Source organism: Gluconobacter kondonii (genome assembly GCF_002723995.1).
GTDB lineage: Bacteria > Pseudomonadota > Alphaproteobacteria > Acetobacterales > Acetobacteraceae > Gluconobacter > Gluconobacter kondonii.
In genome coordinates this window covers 1-18735 of sequence record NZ_BEWP01000020.1, presented here as the reverse complement: position 1 = coordinate 18735, position 18735 = coordinate 1, and the positions used below count along the sequence as shown (strand labels likewise).

Here is an 18735-nt window from a genome sequence, read left to right as displayed (position 1 = left end):
CACCATGAGTACCAGAAGGCCAGATTGCCTGAGTACTGTCTTTCTGCCAATCTGGCTAAGCGGAATAACAGAAATCGGGCCTAAGTAAAGAGTGATGAGCGAGTCCGAGACCAGTTCGTGGATCCTGCCGGCCAGCATTCCCTTCACCAAACTCAAGGCGCGTGACCTGGAAGAGTGCGTCTATTGGCTCCTGGACGCCATGGGCGCGCGAGATCTCGAATGGCGCACGGGCGGGAGCGGCGGCGGAGCTCCGGACGGCGGCCGTGATCTCGAAGCCACATTCTACGTGCCTTCGCCGGACGGCGAAATGGACCCACAGCGTTGGTGGATCGAGTGCAAGGGTCGGAAAGGAACGGTCGAACCCGACGAGGTGAAAAGCGCAGTCAACAACGCCACTGCTCATGGCGAACTCGCCAACCTTGTCGTGGTGACGAACACGACGTTCTCGAACCCCACCCGCGACTGGGTGAAAAGCTGGCAAGCAGCGCATCCGTGGCCGCGCGTCCGCCTTTGGGATCACGAACTGTTGGAGCGGCTCCTCTCGAAGCACCCCTCGGTTGTCCTGCGACTATTTTCCGAAGCGCTTAGCCCAGCCGGTCTCCTGAAGGCGGCGCAGGAGAGGTTTTGGAGCAAGCTCGAATACACTCCCGCCAAGGCGCTTCGAACGTTTTGGACCGCGCGGGAGTCCATGGAGATTGATGCGCTGGCACGTTTCGCGCTCATCGCAAATGAGTTCGCCCATGGCAGCATTGTCGATCGACCATGGGGCGCGTCTGCTTCACCGGCCGAATTGATGCAAACGACGCATCTTGCCTTCTCGAACCTTTCCTATCTTTTCGTCAGAGTCTCAAAGGTCGGCTTGGATGAGGAACCGATCCTGGCGGCCTTCGCGCATCTGATCGTGACGTCCCTCCAGGTCACAAGCGCCGACGAGCTGACCACGCTCATCTTGAAGGTGGCACTGTCGCATGACGGTAAGACGTTCCCGGATGAGGTAATCGAGCTGCTTCTTGTGCCTGTCCTCGATCGGTTGGCGGGAGAGATGCGGGATGTTTGCACGGCCGATTGTGATCGAGTCCTCATGTCCGAGGCCACGACGCTGGTTGGCCCCGAGCACTCGGTTCAGGCCTACTGGCGGGGCCTGGATCCGGCTGGCGCTCCGGCCCAGCCCGACGAGAGACGCTTTCTCCGCCTGGAACGGCATGACGGACCATGCAAGGTGGGCTTTTCGCTCAACAAAGATCGCGGATGTCCGCTTTACGAACTGACTCCCACAGCGACGAACGTCGCTGCGTTTCTGGGTGTGATCGAGCGCGTGTCCGAGTTTCGGCTGGCGGAAGCGAGGGCAAAGGCTGAAGCGGAACGTGAAAAACGAGCCCATTCCGCTCCTGCAGGCACGTAACTGTTGCAGGAGGCGTTGGGATCGCCGATGTTTACAAACCCTTGCTTGCTGATGCGACCCCGTTTGGCCGCAAGCGGCTGCTCGATAAGCCCGCACTGTGAATTCTGAAGGAAGGTTCATGTCCGGCACCCTACAACTCGTCGTCGACACGAACCTCTTTCATGAGTGCAAGAGCCTGGACGCCGCCGATTTCCCGTGGTCCGACCTCGGCTCGTTCAACGCGATCGAACTGATCGTCTCCGATACGGTCCAAAGCGAGCTCGATCGACAGAAGAAGGACACGCGGCAGCGGGTGAGGCGGCGCGCTGTTCAGGCGGTGAGCTGGTTCCGAGAAATGCTCAAGACCGGCGCGCAAGAGCACCTCTTTCGCGCGCAAGGCCCGCGGGTCGTCATGCGGGTTTCCCCGCAAACTGCCAGCCAAGAGCATCCGGATCTGCTCGATCTGTCGGTAGACGACGACAAGATCGTGGGGGTTGCCGTCGCTCTGGCCAAGGCTGCCCCGGGACAGGACGTCCGCCTGCTGAGTCACGACACGCGCCCAATCTCCAAGGCGAACGCGGTCGGGCTGCCGTTCCTGTTCGTGCCGGACACGTGGATGCGCGAGCCGGAAACTGACGACGCTGAGCGCGAAATCCGACAGCTCAAGGAAGAGATCGCGGAACTTCGGAAGACACACCCGGCGCTCGAACTCGGGGTAGTAAGCGCCGTCGATCGCAAACTAAATTTGATGCGGGACGCGCTCGCGCCTCTGACCGAGGACGAAGCGCGGGGGATGCTCAACCGAGTGTCGCAGCGTTTCAGCCTGTCGGCAGTGGAAACCGCGTTCGCCCGAACTGCGGCCGCGCGGCGGAACGATTCTTTCGGCATGCGCGGCAGCCTTGTCCGAATCCAGCCGCCCCCCGAACAGATCAAGCGTTATCGCGAGGAGACCTATCCGGCTTGGATCGCTGCTTGCGTCGGGCACCTCGGCGGCTTAGCGGCGCTGATGAACGTCCGGCTCGCGGCGCCGCCGATCTCAGTGACGTTGTCCAATATTGGTTATCGGCCAGCCGAGAACGTCGTCATCCGCTTTACGGCGCGCGGCCCCTTTCTGATCGCGCCGCCGAACGAGGGCGGCTACGCTCCCGAGCTCGACGATCTCCCGAGAGTGCCGTCGCCGCCAACGGAACGGCTGATGCGGGACGGGCAGGAAATCGCCTATGCTACCCACGTCCGAAGCGTTTTTGATTCGGGGCTTCCGGACCTAGGCCGCTATTTGCCACGCTCGACCGATCGGAGCGACGAAGACTGGTACTATGAGCCAGACCGGCCGAAGGAGCCGGTCGACAGCTTCGACCTGGAATGTCGGCGCTTCAGGCACGGCGCGAATCCTGAGTACTTTGACGTGCTGATCTTCCCGCAAACCCAGGATGCGGTCGCGCGCGGGGTCCTCGAAGTCGAGGTCAGCGCCTCGAACGTCGGCCGCAAGATCACGGCGACATTCCCTGTCACGGTCGTGACCACCTTCAAATCTCCCGTGAGCTTCTTGGATGAGATCTTGGCCAGGCAAGACCTGTTCCGAGACGAGCGCGACGCCCGCCGAAGTCCTTTTTAGAGCCGTGCTTGGAGTGCGCCCCTGGCGGTGGACGGAATCAAACTGCTGCTTGGACCCCCTGCCGGGTGTGTTAATCCTCGAACTGTGCCGGATTGAGATAGCCGCACGCTGAGTGTAGCTTCATAGTGTTGCAGAGCTCGTACATGAACCTCGGAAGTTCGACGGCTTGGTCCGACAAAGGCGCCCTTGTTCGAGGGCATCACCAGTCGGGTTGTCGGAGTTGCGGCTTTCGGCTTTGAGGGCTGCATGACGATCTCCTGAGCCGCGGAAGGGCGGCAGGGGCTTGATCACTGACCCTCGTGACTGCGGCTCAGCCCTACTTTGATACGCGGCCGGAGCGACGTCCGCTGTCGGAAATCTGCCCCGACTGCCTGATGGTCCGAGATGGGCGCACAGTGGCTGCCACATGTCGTCGAGTGAACGGCTGGAAACATTATCTGAGCGCTCCAAAGCGGCCGGACTGCTGCCCCCCCCTGAACTGCCTGTCCACTCAAGGAATGTGAAGCGGACAGGCAGCAGATTACGCCTCATGTCGGACACCAAAGCGGTTGTGACGTATGCCCGAAAGCCGACATTGCTAGACGAGTAACGATAGACCGAGTTTGGGACAAACTCGTCGTTCCCATGCAGAAGGTTGAGCGTCCGCTCCTGTCAAAAGCCGACGTTCAGCGCTTGTTCGCGCGGCTTAGCAATCAGTCGAGTTATGATGTCGCCGCTGAGCGGGCAGGCCGATAGCCTTGTCGTTCAGCTCTCCGTGGGAAACAGGTCGGCTACCGGTGCAAACGGCTGGCCGGTCTCCGAGGCATGGCGAATCTTCCGTTCGAGCACGATGTCGATTGGGATGTTGCGGTCTAGCGCTTCGTACATATCTTGCCCGTCCATGCAGATAACCTTCTTGCCTCGGCCGAAGGCGACTAACCCGACATCGGTGAAGCCGCCGAAGCTGACGAAGAGACCGCGCGTCCAGGCGGCCTTGTCGTCGACCTTGCCCTGGAAGCTACGCAGCTCGTCCGATCCAATCCTGTCCTGATGCCATTTAGCTTCGAGCAGGTAGGTCTCGTGCTTCAGGTCAAAACTGCCGTCGATCTGCTCACCCGTCAGGCTGAAGGGCCTGCGCGCCTTGAGTCCGAATGTGTCGAACAGCACCTTCAGATATTTCTCGAAGGCGTAGCCTCGCGGGCGTGGATCCATTTTCCACAGCGAGTTCAATTGGTCGCGTAGCGCCTCGAAGCCCTTCCGGTTGAACACCGGAACGGGTGGTGCGCCGTTGATGTTCCCGCCGCTCTCCAGCCGGCTGACGATCGCGAGCACTTGCCCTTCGGCGAGTGGGGAGATGTCCTGCTGAGGCTTGCGCCTCATCGCGCTGCGGTATTCGCTCAGCCGGCGGAGCGCTCTTGCTGCGGTCGCATCGTCCACGGCCTTCAGGAAGCAGCGGAGGTGGCTGGCCTTCGACGATCCTTCAGTCTCATAATCCCCGCCATACAGGTCGACGTCGAACTCAATCTGGAAGAATTCACCCATCGTGCGGTTGCTGAAGTCGAGAACGTATCCCTTGCTCTCACCACGGAGGAACTCGTCAATTAGATTGAGCTCGGCGGTCTTGATGCTGCTCATGCGGCTGACTCCGGCTTGAAACGGATGTATTCGCCGATGATCGGGATCAGTCGATCCGACGTCTCCGGCGTGTAGTTCGGGGAATGGCACAGCAGACCGACATCGAACGGCGCGGCGGCGGCGTAGTCGTCGAGGGTGACCATCCTGAAGGGCACCGGCGGCAAGGCGAAGTCGGGATCCAGCTCGCAGAGTGCATGGTAGTCGGGCGACGATCCCATCATGGGTAGGCCGACGCGGGTGAACGACTTCATGTCGAGATAGCCGGCTGTCTTGTCGCCCTTCGGAAAGTAGATCGGTGGGAGGTCGTCCCCCCATCCCTTTGGATACACGTAGGTGAGGTCGCAGATGAACTCGGCGGCGACGGCGTAGGCGAGCCAGCTCCCCAGATTCAGTCCTTCGCTAGCCCGGACGGGTTCGCGGCGGTCCTTCAGCGGACTACCCACGCGCTTGATCAGGTCCACCCAAGAGGGATCGCCCATGCCGAGATCGGCGTGCGCGTCGACGTGGACGATTTCGAGCGACCCGCTGCCGCCCTCGACAATGTTACGCATGACGTCAAACGCGCCGTCGTGGTTGGTGACGAACCAGCCGTCGATCGGCGCGCTGCGCGACAGGCCGCACTGGCGCTCCATAAACTCGCGCAGCCTATCCTCTGCCCAAGGGTGGAAGGATTCTGCATCCAGACGCCCGCCCTCCGGCCAATGCTCCACATGACTCAGAAAGGCGTCAAGGTCGATGTCGAGGAAGCGCATCTTCCTGGAGGCGTCCCCGTCGTTGACCATCGAAAGGGCGTCGCCGCCAACGTGCCTCACAGGAACTTCTCGGCCAGATCGCGTCGACCGCGCGGCTCAGAATGGGTGATCCGCTGATCCTCGAGGTAGTAAAACCCCGAGACGTACAGATCGTACTTGCCGATCTCTACGCGTACAGAGATCTCCGTCTGGTCGTCCCAGGTGTCACGCACCGACGCCTTGCATGTCTCCCCGCGCATCTCGAAATCGAACGAGGGGCTCGCTTTGTCCCACTTGTCGATCGCGGTACGGATGAGCGTCTGGCAGATTGCGTCGCGCTTCTTCTGCGACAGCATGTCCAGCGATGACTCCTTGATCGGACCGAACATGCCGCTGGCGTTCATCGCTTCGAGGATCTTCCGCATGTGAGTGCCGGTATGCTGGTTCACGAACAGCGACGACCGCGATCCATGGGGGGCGCCAAGGATATTGGAGCGGATGTTCCACCACGTCTCCGCCACCTGCGCACCTGCCGCCGTGGCGGCCGACAGCTGGGCGAACCAGGTCAGGGCGTCGCGGCTGCGAATCGTCCCATCGGCCTCCAGTTCGACGTCCACCGCCACCACGACGACAGGGTGCGCCTGATCGGAATAGAGGGGTTCCTTAAGCCGGTATGCTTCAAGTCCTGGGACGGCTCGCACCGTGTCCACGAGTTTGTCGGCGCCTTCGTCAGAATAGGGGCATGTCACAAAGCCGCGAACGAATTCGACCGTGTGGTCAAGCTCTCGGTACGTTGGAGACTCAGTAAGGCTGGCGACGTGCTCTCCGGGATGACGGGGCGGAGCGGTCAGGATAGGGTGCCAGTCGGGGAAGAAGTCGGTGGCGTTGCCGAGTTCCTCGATCAGCGCCTTGACTCTCTGCCGGCCGGCCGCCGGATCGTTGAGGTTCTTGGTTAGGTAGCTGATCGCCTTGGCGTTCTGCTGAGTGGCAACGTTCGGGGAGCGGAATTCCATACCAGTGCACCTATCGCGCGATAGCATAATGTAACGCATATATTCTCTAATACGTTAGTATGCAAGTCACGTGAAATAGTAATCTTGCGTGACTTGCGCATGGCTACCGATCGAGCGGCGATGGTGCGGTTCGATCGACGTCAAGTCAAAGCCGACATGCCCCAACTACGCGTCGAACGTCCGTTCTCGTCATTAATAGTCCGTCCGGCCTCGAGAAGAGTGCGGAAATAAGTGGATATTAGCGACTTGCTCGACGTGCTATTCAGGCTCGTCCTTATTGAGCTTAGGCGTTGCTTGACGCTGTGTGCCTCTGGCGGGCTATCAATCGCCGTAGTAAACTCTACTTATGGCTAAGAATACACCGAAGAAGGCGTCAAAGACGCCGACGTCTTCCGTCATCGCGGCCACCCCGGAAACGCTGACGGCGTTCATCGACGAAGTCACTAAATACGCTCGGGGTGAGGCTGCTTTCAAATGCTATCGGGGGCAGCGCAACGCGTCTTGGCGGAACATTCCAAGCCTATACCGGCCTTACCTAGAAAAACTCGAGGAAAATGAGAAGCGGGCAGTTCGTGACTTGATTAGCGTGCACCCCAACGAGTTTGCCGCCGACACGACGATGTTCGATCGCCTGGTGCGAATGCAGCATTTCGGCCTGCCCACCCGCTTGCTCGATGTATCTTTGAATCCACTTGTCGCATTGTACTTTGCCACGGACCCCGGCCAGAAGGAGGAAGCCTCAGACGGCGTGGTAACTGCATTCGCTATCCCCAAGGAACGCGAGAAATACTACGACAGCGACTCAGTTAGCTGTATAGCCAATCTCGCCAACATGACGAAGATGGAAAAAGACCATATCATTGGAATCAGGGCAGATCGGCTCAAGGGCTCAACCCGGAAAAGCGAAATAAAACGAGCAAACGAGGACGAAGTGTACCTACGGTTGCACCAATTCATAAGAAGCGAAAAGCCGTATTTCCTTCCAATTATCGATCCCATCGACTTGTTCAAGCCCTACTACGTGCACACAAAGATGAGCAACCGTCGCATCCTTGCGCAATCCGGCGGATTCATCATTCATGGCCTAACACCGCACCGTAAAATCAAATACAGTCATGTCATAGAAGAAACGCGATTCATTATACCTAAGGACGCAAAGGGCGATATGCGGGAGGCACTCGAGTTACTAGGTCGCGTTGACAAAAGGTCTATACGCTCATTCTGAGGTCTGATTCACTGTTGTCTTTAACGAAGACGATAAGGTGAAGCGGGGATGGCACGAGGGGATCTGACGGATCGTGAATGGGCGCTGATTGGTCCGCTTTTGCCATCCGAGCGTGGCCGTTGGGCACGGCCATCCGGAGACAATCGCCGGTTTCTCAACGGCATGTTGTATGTCCTGCGCACCGGTTGTCCGTGGCGGGACATGCATGAGCGCTACGGAAAATGGAACTCGGTCTATGTCAGGTTCCGGCGTTGGGCTGAACAGGGTGTCTGGGATGCCCTGCTGCAAACCCTGGTTGACCTGGGTCTGAGTGATGACTGGCAGCATATGGTCGACAGTACCGTGGTCCGCGCCCACTCCCAGGCAACGGGTGCAAAAGGGAGGCTCATACGGAAGGTTTTGGTCGATCACGCGGCGGTTTTACGAGCAAAATCCACGCCCGGTGCGACAATCAAGGACGTCCTTTCGGCTTTGCCTTTAGCGGAGGTCAGGTCTCGGATTACAAAGCCACAGATACCCTGATGGCGTTTGCGGTTCCAAACCCCAAAGCCATGCTGGCCGACCGGGGCTATGACAGCGACTGGTTCCGCCAGGATCTGCTGCTCCGTGGTATCCTGCCGGTTATTCCCTCACGAAAAGGCCGCAGTGTTCCACAGAAAACAGACTGGCGGCGTTACAGAGACCGCAATCGCATTGAGCAGATGTTCAACAAACTCAAGCAGATGCGGCGTATTGCAACCCGCTACGACAAAACCGCCTTGTCCTTCATCAGCTTCCTCAATATCGCCGCCGCGAGGCTTTGGATTGAATCTCTTGTCAACGGGACCTAGAGTCCTTTTCAAATCAGGGCTAAGCATCTCAAAGCCCATGCTGCAGGTAAAGGCTTCGATCCTTCCATATTTTCAGTGGGAACTTTAGCGACTTTCTTGCTGTCGAATTTGAGAAGACTTAGGCGTTTTTGGAGATATTGGCGGCTTTGAGGGGTACAAGGTTAGTCCAGCTGATGTCACATCAGTCTTAGCTTCTGGGTATACAGCTTGAGCTAATTTTAAATTATCGATGAACTTCGCTTTAAAGTGGCCCATACGAACGACACCCGTCCCAAATTGGGCTTTAATAGCAATCCAAGATATAGGGGTAGGGCGGTGTAAAACATGTAGTCGATAAGCTAGCCAGCAATAAATATCGAGGGCTTGAGAGTGTCCATTTAAAGATCTAATCGCAGCTTCCTCAATTGGAACAGGGTGGCGAATTAGTTGTTCAAAAAATACTTCCGATAACTTCACACGTTCTAAAAATTGTGTCTTATTTTGCGAATTATCATCGAAAAACATCGCTGTGTCGACAATGTTTTGATTGATTAGGCCGCTAGAGTTCCCACCATGAAATTCGAAGTTAATTCGGCATCTAGAGATGCGTTCAGCTTGTTCGCGTACGTCGGCAATGGATTTTCCGCCTTGTGGAATACCCATTCGTTTGAGCCAATCTCGGAGGCTTCGGCCTAATTCAACCTCTCGATTGTTAGTTTTTAGCGCCTCGGTTTGTAAATAGAGCATGATTAGGCGCGCTTTAGATCCGTATGGAACTCCGACATAAACTGGCTGGCCTGAGGGTGATGCCTTTCGACCAGGTTCTACAACCATCGTCACTCTGTCGGTCGTAACTTGCCATGCGGCGTCATCAGAAAGCCTTTTATGTGGTAAGCCTACGTGAGTGAAGCCGCTGTAGAGAAAGCCAATAGAGCTTTCTTCCATTGCCATATATTCCGCCGCGATTTTGATAATGCGACGGTCATAATCGAAGGAGAGAGCGCCTTGGCGGCCTTCGTTCTCGATAAGGTCATGGATAGTTCCCATGAAGCAAGTTTTACACCGTTGATTGAGTTTGTCTCCGGGAACTTTAGCGACACTTTGGCTACTAGGAAAAGATATTAGGAATTAGATATTAGTATGTGCCGCTAAAGTTCTCGGGATAAGGCATTTTTTGCGAGTCTCAGGTCGCTAATGTTCCCGATATCGGCCGCTAGAGTTCCCATAACGTCTCTAGAGTTCCCAAAGATCGCTAAAGTTCTCGGGAACGAATGTGCCGCTAGAGTTCCCGCACAGATCATCCAAGATGGGAACTTTAGCGACACCAGGTCGACTCGAGGCCTTGAACTAGTGAGCGTGCGAATAAAAAATATGTTTTTTAATAGGCCGAATAGAAACGTTTTAATCATCTTTTAGATGTTTTTTCGGTGTGGAATATCAACGTGGATATTACGATTGCGATCGATGGTTCTTGCTTCTGGACATATATTTCGCCTTGTCTTTCCAGCTCCAAAATTGCCGAAAGATGAGCAGCCCAAGCGGCCTTGCGCTGCATTAGGTTTCGAGGGCTCGCCCCAAAAGAAAAATGAATCACGCCCTCGACGAGGTCCCACGTGCTCTCCGGATGGTCACGAATTTTCCGCTGCCACCACGCCAAAGCGTCCTGAACAGAAACACGTGGTACAAAAGAAGGCTGGAAGATACTCTCTGGAGGCCGCAGCTTTGCCCTCCGACGAGACGCTGACAAAAGCGCGTCCAGCAGATCCCGGGTGAGGATGAGGGATGTCGCCTCAGCCGCAGAAGGCGAGGGGGGCAGTTTCCCGCGTCCAAAAACACTTTCGCCCAGCACAGGCCGCGTTTCAAAGCACTCCACGGCTTGCAAAAGCGTGTCCTTTCGAAGCAGGGCGCATTGGATCTGCTCGGCTGCTGAGTGGGCGGCAAGGTGCTCTTCAGTATCCTCTCGAAGTAGAAGAACTGAGCGCATTTGAAGAAGGGTCGCTGCCAGAACAAGATCGTTGGCAGTCTGCTCAAGTGGACGGGTGTCGAGCTGCTCTTCCACACAGATCAGAAACTGGTCGATGAGGTCAAGCAGCGGCAGGGTCCGAAGATCAAGCGCGCGACGGCGTACGGCCTGCAACAACGCGTCCAGCGGACCCTGCCAGACGCCAACTTCCAGAAGGATTTCATCAGACATCGTAAAGTGGGCGTATGGAAAAGCTGAGGTCGGGCCATTGGACTGCAATGGCCTGAAGAGCCGCCCAGGGCGTCCAGTCCGCCGACCAGAAAGAAACACTCCAGCGAGTGGAACTTCTCTTCGGATGCCCAGATATTTCTTCAACCTGCTGTAGTGGTCGTGAGGTTCCCCAGTGTTTCCACAACCACGCTTGTGTCGCGGGGGCGGGGGGGCCGAGAGAGAGAAGATCCAGAGGCAGCGGGCAGAGGGCGTTGAGGTCAAACGGGACGGCGCCGGTTCCTGCTTCCCGGGCAAGAAGTCCCTTTTGGCTTTGAACAATCTGATCGATCAAAGCGGTCGTCCGGACGTCCCCGACGAGAAAGATCCCTCTCAGATCTTCGGGGTTGGTGACATCTGGCCCCCAGGAGAGACGGCCAGTCCCCGCTGCCGCCGCCCGGAACCGGGCCAACCCGGCTTCCGGTCCTGTGACAGTCAAGACATGCGCCAGCCAGTCTGGCTGGGCATTGAAAAGGGGCGGAGCAGGAAGGGTCTCCGGTTTTGCAGGCCCTGATCCCAAGATTGGAAACGTCGTGCCGCTCCCTGGTGGCCTGGGGGCATGGCGGAGAAGCAGCGGACGGATGGGAAGACGAAACCCGGCATTTGGTTCCTCATGCTCCGTCAGGGTCTGCTCACTGTAGCGGTGAGCAATCGGCCGCGCTTCGAGCTCCAGCCGATACGCTTCCAGGCGTGCGACCGTGGCATCAATATCTGCGATGATCTCAGCAGTCGTTTGGGGCACAGCTTACAGATCCAGAAGATGGGCGGGAGAGTCCAGATCAAGGCGGGCCCGACGGACATAGCGGCGCATGCTGCGCAGGTCGCGGTGGCGGGTATGTGCCATGATCTGTTCGTCACGGGCATTGGCCCGGAAAGCTTCGGTGACAAAGCCGGCGCGCAGCCCATGCGGGCTGAGGCGTTCTCCGGAAGGAACCTTGAGCCCCGCCACCTTGGCACGGCGCAGCAGGATCTGTCTGACCGCATCCGGATGCAGGGCATCTCGTCCCACCTGCTCCCAGCGGTTGATGGACCGGAAGAGAGGACCATCCGTAATCTCGGCTTTCTTCAGCCAGCGCTCCAGAGCCAGAACCGGGCAGGTTTCGCGATGCTTGCCCCGGGGGAGGAAAACCTCTTCGCCGCGATGCTCGGGGTCGGTCTTGCTGCGGGCGATATGGAGCTTCAGTCCTGTGCCGACGATCCTGACGGTCTCTGTTGTGAGGGCAACCAGCTCTGAACGGCGCAGCGCACCCGCAAAGCCGATCAGCAGAAGAGTCCGGTCGCGCAGATCCGCCAGCGTTTCAACGGTTTTGCTCTGTTCGGGTGCGACGAGTTTGCGGAGTTCCTGGGAGGTGAGGGCAGCGGCCTGTTTCTGCGGCGTGCCATAGAGACGCCCTGCCGCGCGCAGGGTGGTGCGGATGGCAGCATGGCCAGAACTCCACTCCAGACCCCTCATGCGATGCTGATAGCCGAGGGCGGCCAAGCGACGGTTGAGGGCCGAACGGCTGAAATGTGGGGCCAGACTGTGCAGCCAGGCCGCGACGACGGGAGGGGCGGCCGGAAGAGGGGAGGTGTCGTGTTCGTCGCACCAGTGACAGAAGGCCTGCCAGTCATGGGCATACGCTCGCAGGGTTTCGGGTGCATAGGCCGCGGTCCGGGCACTGTCTTTTGCTGCGTCCAAGGCACTCTGCAGAGCAGGGGAGGGCGCTTCGGAGAGACGCTCTGCGGGATCTGTCGGGACTGTCATGCCGGTGATCTTCTCTCTGAAATACCCAATAATTCTGCCGTAGGACACCAATTAAGGCAACCTTAATTTAATACGCGGTAAGAGAACATTACCACGTATTAAAAAGACAAAAAACAGTCCCTAAAACTCCGTAGAATAAGCCCAAAAGGGCCTAAAGCGGGCCTCTCAGCCCTTCGAGAAGCGGATCCAGTTCAGCCAGGGACCGAAGGCCGTAGGTCACGAGGAAAGTCTCGGTCGTGCTCCAGAGCTGGGGCTGACCCGGTACGGGTTTGCGTCCGACGCTGCGAATGAGGCCTTTCTCCTGCAACAGTGTCAGGGTCTTTTGGGGCAGGGCTGCATCTCGAAAGCTTTCGATCTCGGGTCGGGTGACCGGCTGACGCGCAGCAATCAGCAGCAGCACTTCGAGTACGGCGCGGGGTAAACGCTCTGGTGGTTTTTCTAATGCCTCTGTCAGGGCCTCTGCGAGATCGGGGGCAGTACGGAACATCCAGCCGTCTCCAACCGCGACGATCTCAAACCCCATCCCTTCGGTGCGCCTGGCCACCTGGCTGATGATCTGAGCGATTTCCACGTCCTCCCCCAGAGCCCGCGCCAGCATCGTTCGCGAAACGGGACCGCTGCTTTGGAAGAGCAGGGCTTCGGCCAGGCGGATGGGGTCGGGGGGAGAGGCTGTCATTGGTCGGAGCATAGGGCCAGTTCGCCGCTTTCCGCCAGAGTTTGAGGTAGGCTCGGGGGTGGATCTTTTCTAAGAGAGTAGGCGATCAGGACCCACGAGACGTCGCCGTTAGGCTTTGCTTCAGACCCGACAGACCAAGGTGGTTTTGGCCGCTGCGCATCTGAACCACGACCCCACGGTCAACCGGATGCGTAATCTTCGGGCGCTGTGCCAGCGCTGCCATCTGCTGCATGATCGCGTGTATCATCTGGCGCAACGGCGGTTGACGTTCCGACGACGTCTGGCGATCGGAGAATTTTTCGAAGGGATGTATCACTTCGGAATAGGAGCAAGTAAGCTCTAACTTGCTGTCTGATTTTAACGGGTAAATTGGTAAGGAACGACACAATAAGCGGGTCTGGGAGACACTTAAACTGCGGGACTCGAACCTAGTGTTGCGGGACGCGTCCCGCACACAAACCCTTGAAAATACGCCGAAAACGCCGACGCCAGTCTTTCCGTGCCTTAATAATTGCCCTGATTCTGGCAGACATTCTGGTAACGTCAAGACGCCATCGAAGCGATATGGTCGCATGTGTTTGGGCGACTGAAAGCTCAGAAGAGGGAAGGGGGCTGAGATGCAGGAAGATTACGATAAGGACGTTCGGGAGCCTTCTCGCAAAAGCCAGGAAGAGGCTTTGCAGTCTCTGAAGACGATTGGCCGAAAGTTGCCCGCCGATTTTCGTTTCGAACGTCCTCAAGACCAGGAGCGTTGAGAGACGTCAATTAGTTTCACCGGCATGTGATGGCAGCAAAGCTGTGAGGGTATCGTCTCGCAGCTTAACGTTCGGTTCGAAGTCCCAGCGCCTTTCTGCGCTCTGTTGATGTCAGGACAAACGATGCCCCTCATTTATATCAATTATCCGGTTGGAACTTTCAGCAAAGAGAAACAGAACGGTTTGGCAGAGACGCTGACCACTATCGCCCTCGATGCGGAACAACTGCCCGACACGCCTTTTGTTCGCAGTACGACCTGGATTTATTTCAGGGAATGCGCCGAGGGCATGGTTTATCACGGTGGCAAAACAGACGGTCGCAATGTGATTGGCATTGAGGTCAATGCCTTCGAAGGTGGCTTTGACACCGCTGCCAAGCAAAAACTGTTTGCTGGGTTTACAGAGGCTGTCCGCGAAGCAGCTGGTTTGGGCGCTGATGACTTGGTGCCTGTTTATATTGTTCTGCGTGACGTTCCCCCCGAAAATTGGGGTGTGTTTGGACAAACGATTTCATTGAATGACCTGCGTCATCCACCAGAAAATGCTGAGCCTGTATAGAAAATATTTTCAGTCAAATGATGGGAGAGAATAGTCAAAGTCGAAGTATTTTCATTTTTCTTCTGTCATTTTCTGAAATTCAGTTTTTGAATTGCTATCCTGTTTTCTGAGGTTCTCTTGAGCTGAGCCAGCAGTGTCGAATGGCTACCCATTCGACAGCTGGCAAGGGGGAGTACCTCCCCCGTTGCCCCCCACAAGAGAAAAGAAAACAGGATGCTCTGCTATGCCCGATGCTTCATCTCCATCCCGTATCCGATCTTCCCGCCTGTCCGTGCGTGCGTCTCCCGATGAACTGGCACGGTGGAGCCAGAGCGCCCGGTTTCTTGGCCATGCCACAACCGCTGACTGGGTCCGAACGTTGTTGCAGGATGCAGTCCTGTCTCACCATCGTGGCGGAACGGTCAGCCGTGAACTCCGTCAGTTGCGTGGCGAGTTGGGACGGATTGGCAACAACCTGAATCAGCTGGCGCACGCTGTTCATCTCGGTGACGCCGTTGCCTGTGGTGACACCTTGCAGGATATCGACCGGTTGAAAGACCGGACCGATCACCTGTTGCGAGATTTGCGTCCGGTTCGTGTCCAGAGGGCCCGGTCTGTTTCCGTTCCTCTCATGCACTGAACCGATAGTCATGTTTTCGCAGGTGCGACGCCATGATTGTTCAAGAAACAAGAATTAAAACCAGCAGCGGGCACCAAGCTGTCTCAAGGCATGTTCTTTCTGGCGCAAAGAACGAAGCCATTCGCCTGATTGCAGGCAGTGACTATCTCTTAAAAGATTGGATTAAGGAAGCGAGACGCGAAAACATTCGCTATGGCTTGCGGCATATCGCTTTCAATCCATCCGCACCGATGAATGATGGGCAACTCACCCATTTTGCCCACCAGATCTGTCTGGAACTGGGCGCTGACCCTGATCGCATGACTCTGGTGATCCATCAAAAGGATGGCAGCACCCACGGTCATCTGCTTTTACCCGAATGGCAAGACGACCATGTTCTCAGCAGTAAATTCACATGGCAGCGTTTGGAGAAGATCGCCCGCCTGGAAGAACTGAGATTGGGTCATGCCCTCGTTGCCGGACGTCATGATCGGGCGATTGCGAAAGCTTTGAGAGAGGCCGGAAATTCTGAGGCTGCGGACAAGGTTGCGGCCCTGGTTCCCGAAGACAATTCTGCACGTCCAGTTTCTGCTTACACATCACAAGCAAGGCGAATGACAGAACGTCAGGGATTTGATCTGCCTGCGGCCAGACGCGAGATCATGGCGTTTTGGGAACGGTCGGGAAATGACCTGAAGACGTTCCGCCGCCTTCTTTCCGGGAAAAACTGGCGCATGCGACCGGGAGACCGCACGGACCGACGGCGGGACGCTCATGTCATTGAGACACATGACGGTCTGCTGATCGGATCATTCACACGCCTGACAAAGGTCCGCACGAAAGAGTTCCGTCGTCTTCTCGATGAAGAAGCTTCTAGGCCATCCCCCGTAGATCTTCGACCTGTCGTGAGACGACTGGAGCAACAGGAAAGACGGCATCAGCAGCGGGTAGAGCGAAAACGGGTCGTGAAAGACCTGATCTGGGTCCCGCCAGCCTCATTATCAGTCCTGGATCGACAGAGGCTCCATGAACAGGGCCGAAGAGAAGCGGCCGCGATCCGAAAGCGATTGCCGTCCATCGGTTCGCTTCGATACCCCGAACAGTTCAGCGAGGGGTTCCGGATTTATTTAAAAGACTGGAAGCAGGAGATGCAGGCTGCCCGAAGCGTCCTGAATGCTCTACATCCGCTGGAACGACGCTATGGGCCGGACAGTCCGCTCGATATTCAAAGCGAATGCATTGTGCGGATGATGAAAGACGGATGGAGCAGACTGAAGCAGGCCCATCAGGCCGTTGAGAGGGCGCGACAGGAGCTCGATGAACTGGTAGCCCGGAAAATCCTGTTCTCCCGGAAGAGGAGGCTGTCGCAAGCAGAGGAACAGTACCGCCAGGCGCTGGCTCAACTGGCCGAAATCCTGCGCTATCTCGTCCAGTTCATTTTGTATCATCTTGGGCTGAGCAGTCAGAAGCCTGATCCGATCCAGTGTCCGGTTCCGATAGAACGGGAAGTGACATTGCAGGATTATCTGCAAGAGAGACGCGAGTTGCTTCAGACCCTGCTGGATGAAAAAGCCCGTCGCCTGTGGATCAAGGATCACTGCCGGGAGGCGGAGCACAAACGGGCGCGGATGATTGCCCAATGGCATGCGGAGCGTGTGCCGGAATGTGAGCAGGCCCAGCAGACCATTGCCAGACTGGAGCGCTTGCACCGGCTGTCATGGCCGCTTCCCGAAGATGTTCGCATGGAAATCAGGGATTGGAAACGACAGGGGCAGCTTCAGATGGCGCTGAGGGAGCTGGATCGTTTTTACGAGAGGGATACGCCGGTATCACCGACGCCTGCTCAACGCTCTGATGTCAATCGATGGTCTCAGCCAATGGCATTGGGAAAGAAGACGTCACCAAACTCTTCGCTATCCCCATAGGAAATGGAAAAGCATGCGACTGCTTACGCCCTCATGGCAGACGCGAGGGCGGCGCTGAGAGTTTTCGATGGCGAACATGACAACGCGGCACTCGAAGATTCGTCTGCGTCAAGATTGACGCGGGCAAAATCCGAACTGTCAAACTCCGGGATTAAGTAATCAAGAGAATTAGTGTCTGGGATATTAAATTGTATTTCTGTTTTTTCTAAAGTTTTGCACGGCCTTCTCTATAAAATTCCGTTAAATCGCGAATTCTTCTGTAAAAAGACATAACAATTTTTGCGGTAATAATCCAATTATTATCAGAGCTTTTGTAAATGTCCTCTAAACCATTGAGTGAGATATTTTGACATAACTCTTCAGTGTACTTGGATAATTCACCTTGTAACGCAAGAGAACCTTTCAAATCTAATTTTGAATTAAGAATGTTATGATTCTTCATTATCCTTATAAGCGAAGTGTATGAATTCCTAGCTAAATAATAATTATCACACATGTCTCTTATAGAATCTGCTAGGTCGTCAAAAGCCGCACCTTGCCCGCAGATTTTTATATGGCCCGGAGATGCATATTTAATTTCTCTGACTTCAAGTCGATCATTTGCCGGTACGTTATATTGTAAATCGCGATAAAAATTAACATAACTAAAGCCACCTTCAAGAGAGTGATTTGTAAATGTTTTCTTTAAATTTTCGATTGCTTTTGCACGAACATCATCATTGGCGTGCTCTAGTGTTCTTATGCAATGTAAAAAAGAATAAACACTGGACACTTTATTTCCAAAAAATGAAAATTCAGACAAGTCCCAGCTTCCATCAATATTAACCGTATACTCGTCATCATTATCGCTTTGAGATTGTAATCCTTCTAGCGATAAATCAATTTCTTCAGTATGGTGTTTGGAAAATATTCCTTTTGAAGGAAAGTAATCTTCTTTGATCGAAACTGGATTTAAGTAAAAATGTCCATTGTTCGATATTTCACTAAAATCGAATGCCATGTATTCTCTCATATCCTTCCCGTTTTGAGAAGGATATTTAAATATACCCCATAAGTCGACTTTTCCGTCAAAATACTTTTGTAAAGAATTCTTTGTTACACGCACGCAAAAGAAAGGCTCACTCATTCCTTCAATTTTTTCAACAGCAATTCCAAGCCATGAAGTATTTCGACTTGCAGATATAGTCAAAAGCTGAGGCTCATCTATAAATATTAGTATATTATTTATCTTTGCTTTTCTTTTCATTATTTAATCTCGTCTTTTCTAAATACATTAACAACATTCTCTAAGGGAGAAAAATTCTTATATCTCCAAAAATCTATATGACTTTCCTTCTGGAGAATTTTCCCAGAAAATTTATTTATGCTAAGAGTAGCCACATATTTATGTCTTAATTTAGGAAGGCCTTCTAAAGGCGTCGGTACCGAAAAGACAGAGCACGAACTCCATCGACAAGGGCATACATTATATTGACTATATGGTTGTTTTCCCAAAGCAGCGTATGAAAAAAAGTCTTTTTCTTCTAATTCTTCCAGTTTCTCATGTGGAACAAAACGCCAAACTTCGCGCTGTGCAGGCGTAACGGCTTCTTCAGGAGGGCATGAAGGGGGTAAATTTTCCGCAAATTCAGGTAAAATTTGATGCTGTGAAAGAAGGAATTCATCATTTTTAGATACATCAATTTTATTAGATGCGGATTTACCCAAATTAACTTTATCCATTGAAATGATCACCTAAATACACCAATCATATTAAAATAACCCACTTCAAAACATTTCGCAAATTGTTGGTAGTTATGTTTAAGCGGCTGGCTGCTCCTCGCCTGCTAGTCGAAGATACGGCCGCGCCAAGCGCGTCATC

17 protein-coding genes and 1 pseudogene are annotated in these 18735 nt (G+C 55.1%); 7 read left to right on the top strand and 11 right to left on the bottom strand.

What is annotated here, in order from left to right:
- Window positions 1-94 precede the first annotated feature (94 nt).
- Both GKO01_RS13800 and GKO01_RS13795 read left to right on the top strand, forming a co-directional pair.
- Window positions 95-1402 carry a restriction endonuclease gene (locus GKO01_RS13800; protein ID WP_099287535.1) on the top strand — a complete coding sequence of 436 codons (1308 nt, stop codon included), beginning with the start codon at window positions 95-97 and terminating at the stop codon, window positions 1400-1402.
- Window positions 1403-1520: 118 nt separating this feature from the next.
- Window positions 1521-2996: a PIN domain-containing protein gene (locus GKO01_RS13795; protein WP_099287534.1), complete on the top strand. Its 1476-nt coding sequence runs from the start codon at window positions 1521-1523 to the stop codon at window positions 2994-2996.
- 744 nt (window positions 2997-3740) lie between these two features.
- Here GKO01_RS13795 and GKO01_RS13790 read toward each other — a convergent pair.
- Genes GKO01_RS13790 through GKO01_RS13780 form a run of 3 tightly spaced genes read right to left on the bottom strand, consistent with a single transcriptional unit; the run spans window position 3741 to window position 6354 of the window.
- Entirely contained in the window at window positions 3741-4610 is an 870-nt protein-coding gene (locus GKO01_RS13790; protein ID WP_099287533.1) for a restriction endonuclease, read from the bottom strand.
- The gene (locus GKO01_RS13785; RefSeq protein ID WP_167383497.1) at window positions 4607-5362 is read right to left on the bottom strand and encodes a UPF0489 family protein; all 756 of its coding nucleotides are present in this window, start codon (window positions 5360-5362) and stop codon (window positions 4607-4609) included. The genes GKO01_RS13790 and GKO01_RS13785 overlap by 4 nt, the downstream gene beginning before the upstream one ends.
- A gap of 56 nt (window positions 5363-5418) precedes the next feature.
- Window positions 5419-6354: a hypothetical protein gene (locus GKO01_RS13780; protein ID WP_099287531.1), complete on the bottom strand. Its 936-nt coding sequence runs from the start codon at window positions 6352-6354 to the stop codon at window positions 5419-5421.
- A 346-nt stretch (window positions 6355-6700) separates the two neighbouring features.
- Between GKO01_RS13780 and GKO01_RS13775 the strand changes: the two genes are divergently transcribed.
- On the top strand, window positions 6701-7579 hold the full coding sequence (locus tag GKO01_RS13775; protein WP_099287530.1) for an FRG domain-containing protein: 879 nt from the start codon (window positions 6701-6703) through the stop codon (window positions 7577-7579).
- A 75-nt stretch (window positions 7580-7654) separates the two neighbouring features.
- A pseudogene (locus GKO01_RS16570) lies at window positions 7655-8409 on the top strand (IS5 family transposase); the annotation flags it as partial.
- An 84-nt stretch (window positions 8410-8493) separates the two neighbouring features.
- On the opposite strand, the gene GKO01_RS13765 reads toward GKO01_RS16570, so the two are convergent.
- The 6 genes from GKO01_RS13765 to GKO01_RS16045 all read right to left on the bottom strand — a co-directional run bounded on the left by GKO01_RS13765 (window position 8494) and on the right by GKO01_RS16045 (window position 13270).
- Window positions 8494-9435, bottom strand: coding sequence for a replication protein RepA (locus GKO01_RS13765; protein ID WP_099287529.1), 942 nt, complete (start codon window positions 9433-9435; stop codon window positions 8494-8496).
- 358 nt (window positions 9436-9793) lie between these two features.
- Window positions 9794-10525 carry a segregation and condensation protein A gene (locus GKO01_RS13760; protein ID WP_244901480.1) on the bottom strand — a complete coding sequence of 244 codons (732 nt, stop codon included), beginning with the start codon at window positions 10523-10525 and terminating at the stop codon, window positions 9794-9796.
- 49 nt (window positions 10526-10574) lie between these two features.
- Window positions 10575-11360 (bottom strand): hypothetical protein, encoded by a 786-nt coding sequence (locus GKO01_RS13755; RefSeq protein ID WP_099287528.1) that lies wholly within the window; start codon window positions 11358-11360, stop codon window positions 10575-10577.
- 3 nt (window positions 11361-11363) lie between these two features.
- Window positions 11364-12362 (bottom strand): site-specific integrase, encoded by a 999-nt coding sequence (locus GKO01_RS13750; RefSeq protein WP_099287527.1) that lies wholly within the window; start codon window positions 12360-12362, stop codon window positions 11364-11366.
- 151 nt (window positions 12363-12513) lie between these two features.
- Window positions 12514-13038, bottom strand: coding sequence for an SMC-Scp complex subunit ScpB (gene scpB, locus GKO01_RS13745; RefSeq protein WP_244901479.1), 525 nt, complete (start codon window positions 13036-13038; stop codon window positions 12514-12516).
- An 85-nt stretch (window positions 13039-13123) separates the two neighbouring features.
- Window positions 13124-13270, bottom strand: a complete 147-nt coding sequence (locus GKO01_RS16045; RefSeq protein WP_167383496.1) for a hypothetical protein — start codon at window positions 13268-13270, stop codon at window positions 13124-13126.
- Between the two features lie 646 nt (window positions 13271-13916).
- Here GKO01_RS16045 and GKO01_RS13730 point away from each other — a divergent pair.
- The 3 genes from GKO01_RS13730 (at window position 13917) to GKO01_RS16360 (ending at window position 16874) form a co-directional block, all read left to right on the top strand.
- On the top strand, window positions 13917-14351 hold the full coding sequence (locus GKO01_RS13730; protein WP_167383495.1) for a tautomerase family protein: 435 nt from the start codon (window positions 13917-13919) through the stop codon (window positions 14349-14351).
- Between the two features lie 223 nt (window positions 14352-14574).
- Window positions 14575-14970: a plasmid mobilization protein gene (locus GKO01_RS13725; protein WP_099287524.1), complete on the top strand. Its 396-nt coding sequence runs from the start codon at window positions 14575-14577 to the stop codon at window positions 14968-14970.
- 197 nt (window positions 14971-15167) lie between these two features.
- On the top strand, window positions 15168-16874 hold the full coding sequence (locus tag GKO01_RS16360) for a hypothetical protein (protein WP_244901478.1): 1707 nt from the start codon (window positions 15168-15170) through the stop codon (window positions 16872-16874).
- A 205-nt stretch (window positions 16875-17079) separates the two neighbouring features.
- On the opposite strand, the gene GKO01_RS15815 is transcribed toward GKO01_RS16360, so the two are convergent.
- Window positions 17080-18120, bottom strand: coding sequence for a hypothetical protein (locus GKO01_RS15815; RefSeq protein ID WP_145994780.1), 1041 nt, complete (start codon window positions 18118-18120; stop codon window positions 17080-17082).
- On the bottom strand, window positions 18120-18596 hold the full coding sequence (locus GKO01_RS15810; protein ID WP_145994779.1) for a hypothetical protein: 477 nt from the start codon (window positions 18594-18596) through the stop codon (window positions 18120-18122). Before GKO01_RS15810 ends, GKO01_RS15815 begins: the two co-directional genes overlap by 1 nt.
- Window positions 18597-18735: the final 139 nt, after the last annotated feature.

Excerpts from the sequence above, each read along its gene's own strand:
- scpB (WP_244901479.1), bottom strand. The coding sequence starts at position 13,038 with ATGACAGCCTCTCCCCCCGACCCCATCCGCCTGGCCGAAGCCCTGCTC.
- GKO01_RS13730 (WP_167383495.1), top strand. The coding sequence starts at position 13,917 with ATGCCCCTCATTTATATCAATTATCCGGTTGGAACTTTCAGCAAAGAG.
- GKO01_RS13750 (WP_099287527.1), bottom strand. The coding sequence starts at position 12,362 with ATGACAGTCCCGACAGATCCCGCAGAGCGTCTCTCCGAAGCGCCCTCC.
- GKO01_RS13725 (WP_099287524.1), top strand. The coding sequence starts at position 14,575 with ATGCCCGATGCTTCATCTCCATCCCGTATCCGATCTTCCCGCCTGTCC.
- GKO01_RS15815 (WP_145994780.1), bottom strand. The coding sequence starts at position 18,120 with ATGAAAAGAAAAGCAAAGATAAATAATATACTAATATTTATAGATGAG.
- GKO01_RS13765 (WP_099287529.1), bottom strand. The coding sequence starts at position 9,435 with ATGGGAACTATCCATGACCTTATCGAGAACGAAGGCCGCCAAGGCGCT.
- GKO01_RS13785 (WP_167383497.1), bottom strand. The coding sequence starts at position 5,362 with ATGCGCTTCCTCGACATCGACCTTGACGCCTTTCTGAGTCATGTGGAG.
- GKO01_RS16045 (WP_167383496.1), bottom strand. The coding sequence starts at position 13,270 with ATGCAGCAGATGGCAGCGCTGGCACAGCGCCCGAAGATTACGCATCCG.
- GKO01_RS13800 (WP_099287535.1), top strand. The coding sequence starts at position 95 with ATGAGCGAGTCCGAGACCAGTTCGTGGATCCTGCCGGCCAGCATTCCC.
- GKO01_RS13780 (WP_099287531.1), bottom strand. The coding sequence starts at position 6,354 with ATGGAATTCCGCTCCCCGAACGTTGCCACTCAGCAGAACGCCAAGGCG.
- GKO01_RS13775 (WP_099287530.1), top strand. The coding sequence starts at position 6,701 with ATGGCTAAGAATACACCGAAGAAGGCGTCAAAGACGCCGACGTCTTCC.
- GKO01_RS13790 (WP_099287533.1), bottom strand. The coding sequence starts at position 4,610 with ATGAGCAGCATCAAGACCGCCGAGCTCAATCTAATTGACGAGTTCCTC.
- GKO01_RS15810 (WP_145994779.1), bottom strand. The coding sequence starts at position 18,596 with ATGGATAAAGTTAATTTGGGTAAATCCGCATCTAATAAAATTGATGTA.
- GKO01_RS13795 (WP_099287534.1), top strand. The coding sequence starts at position 1,521 with ATGTCCGGCACCCTACAACTCGTCGTCGACACGAACCTCTTTCATGAG.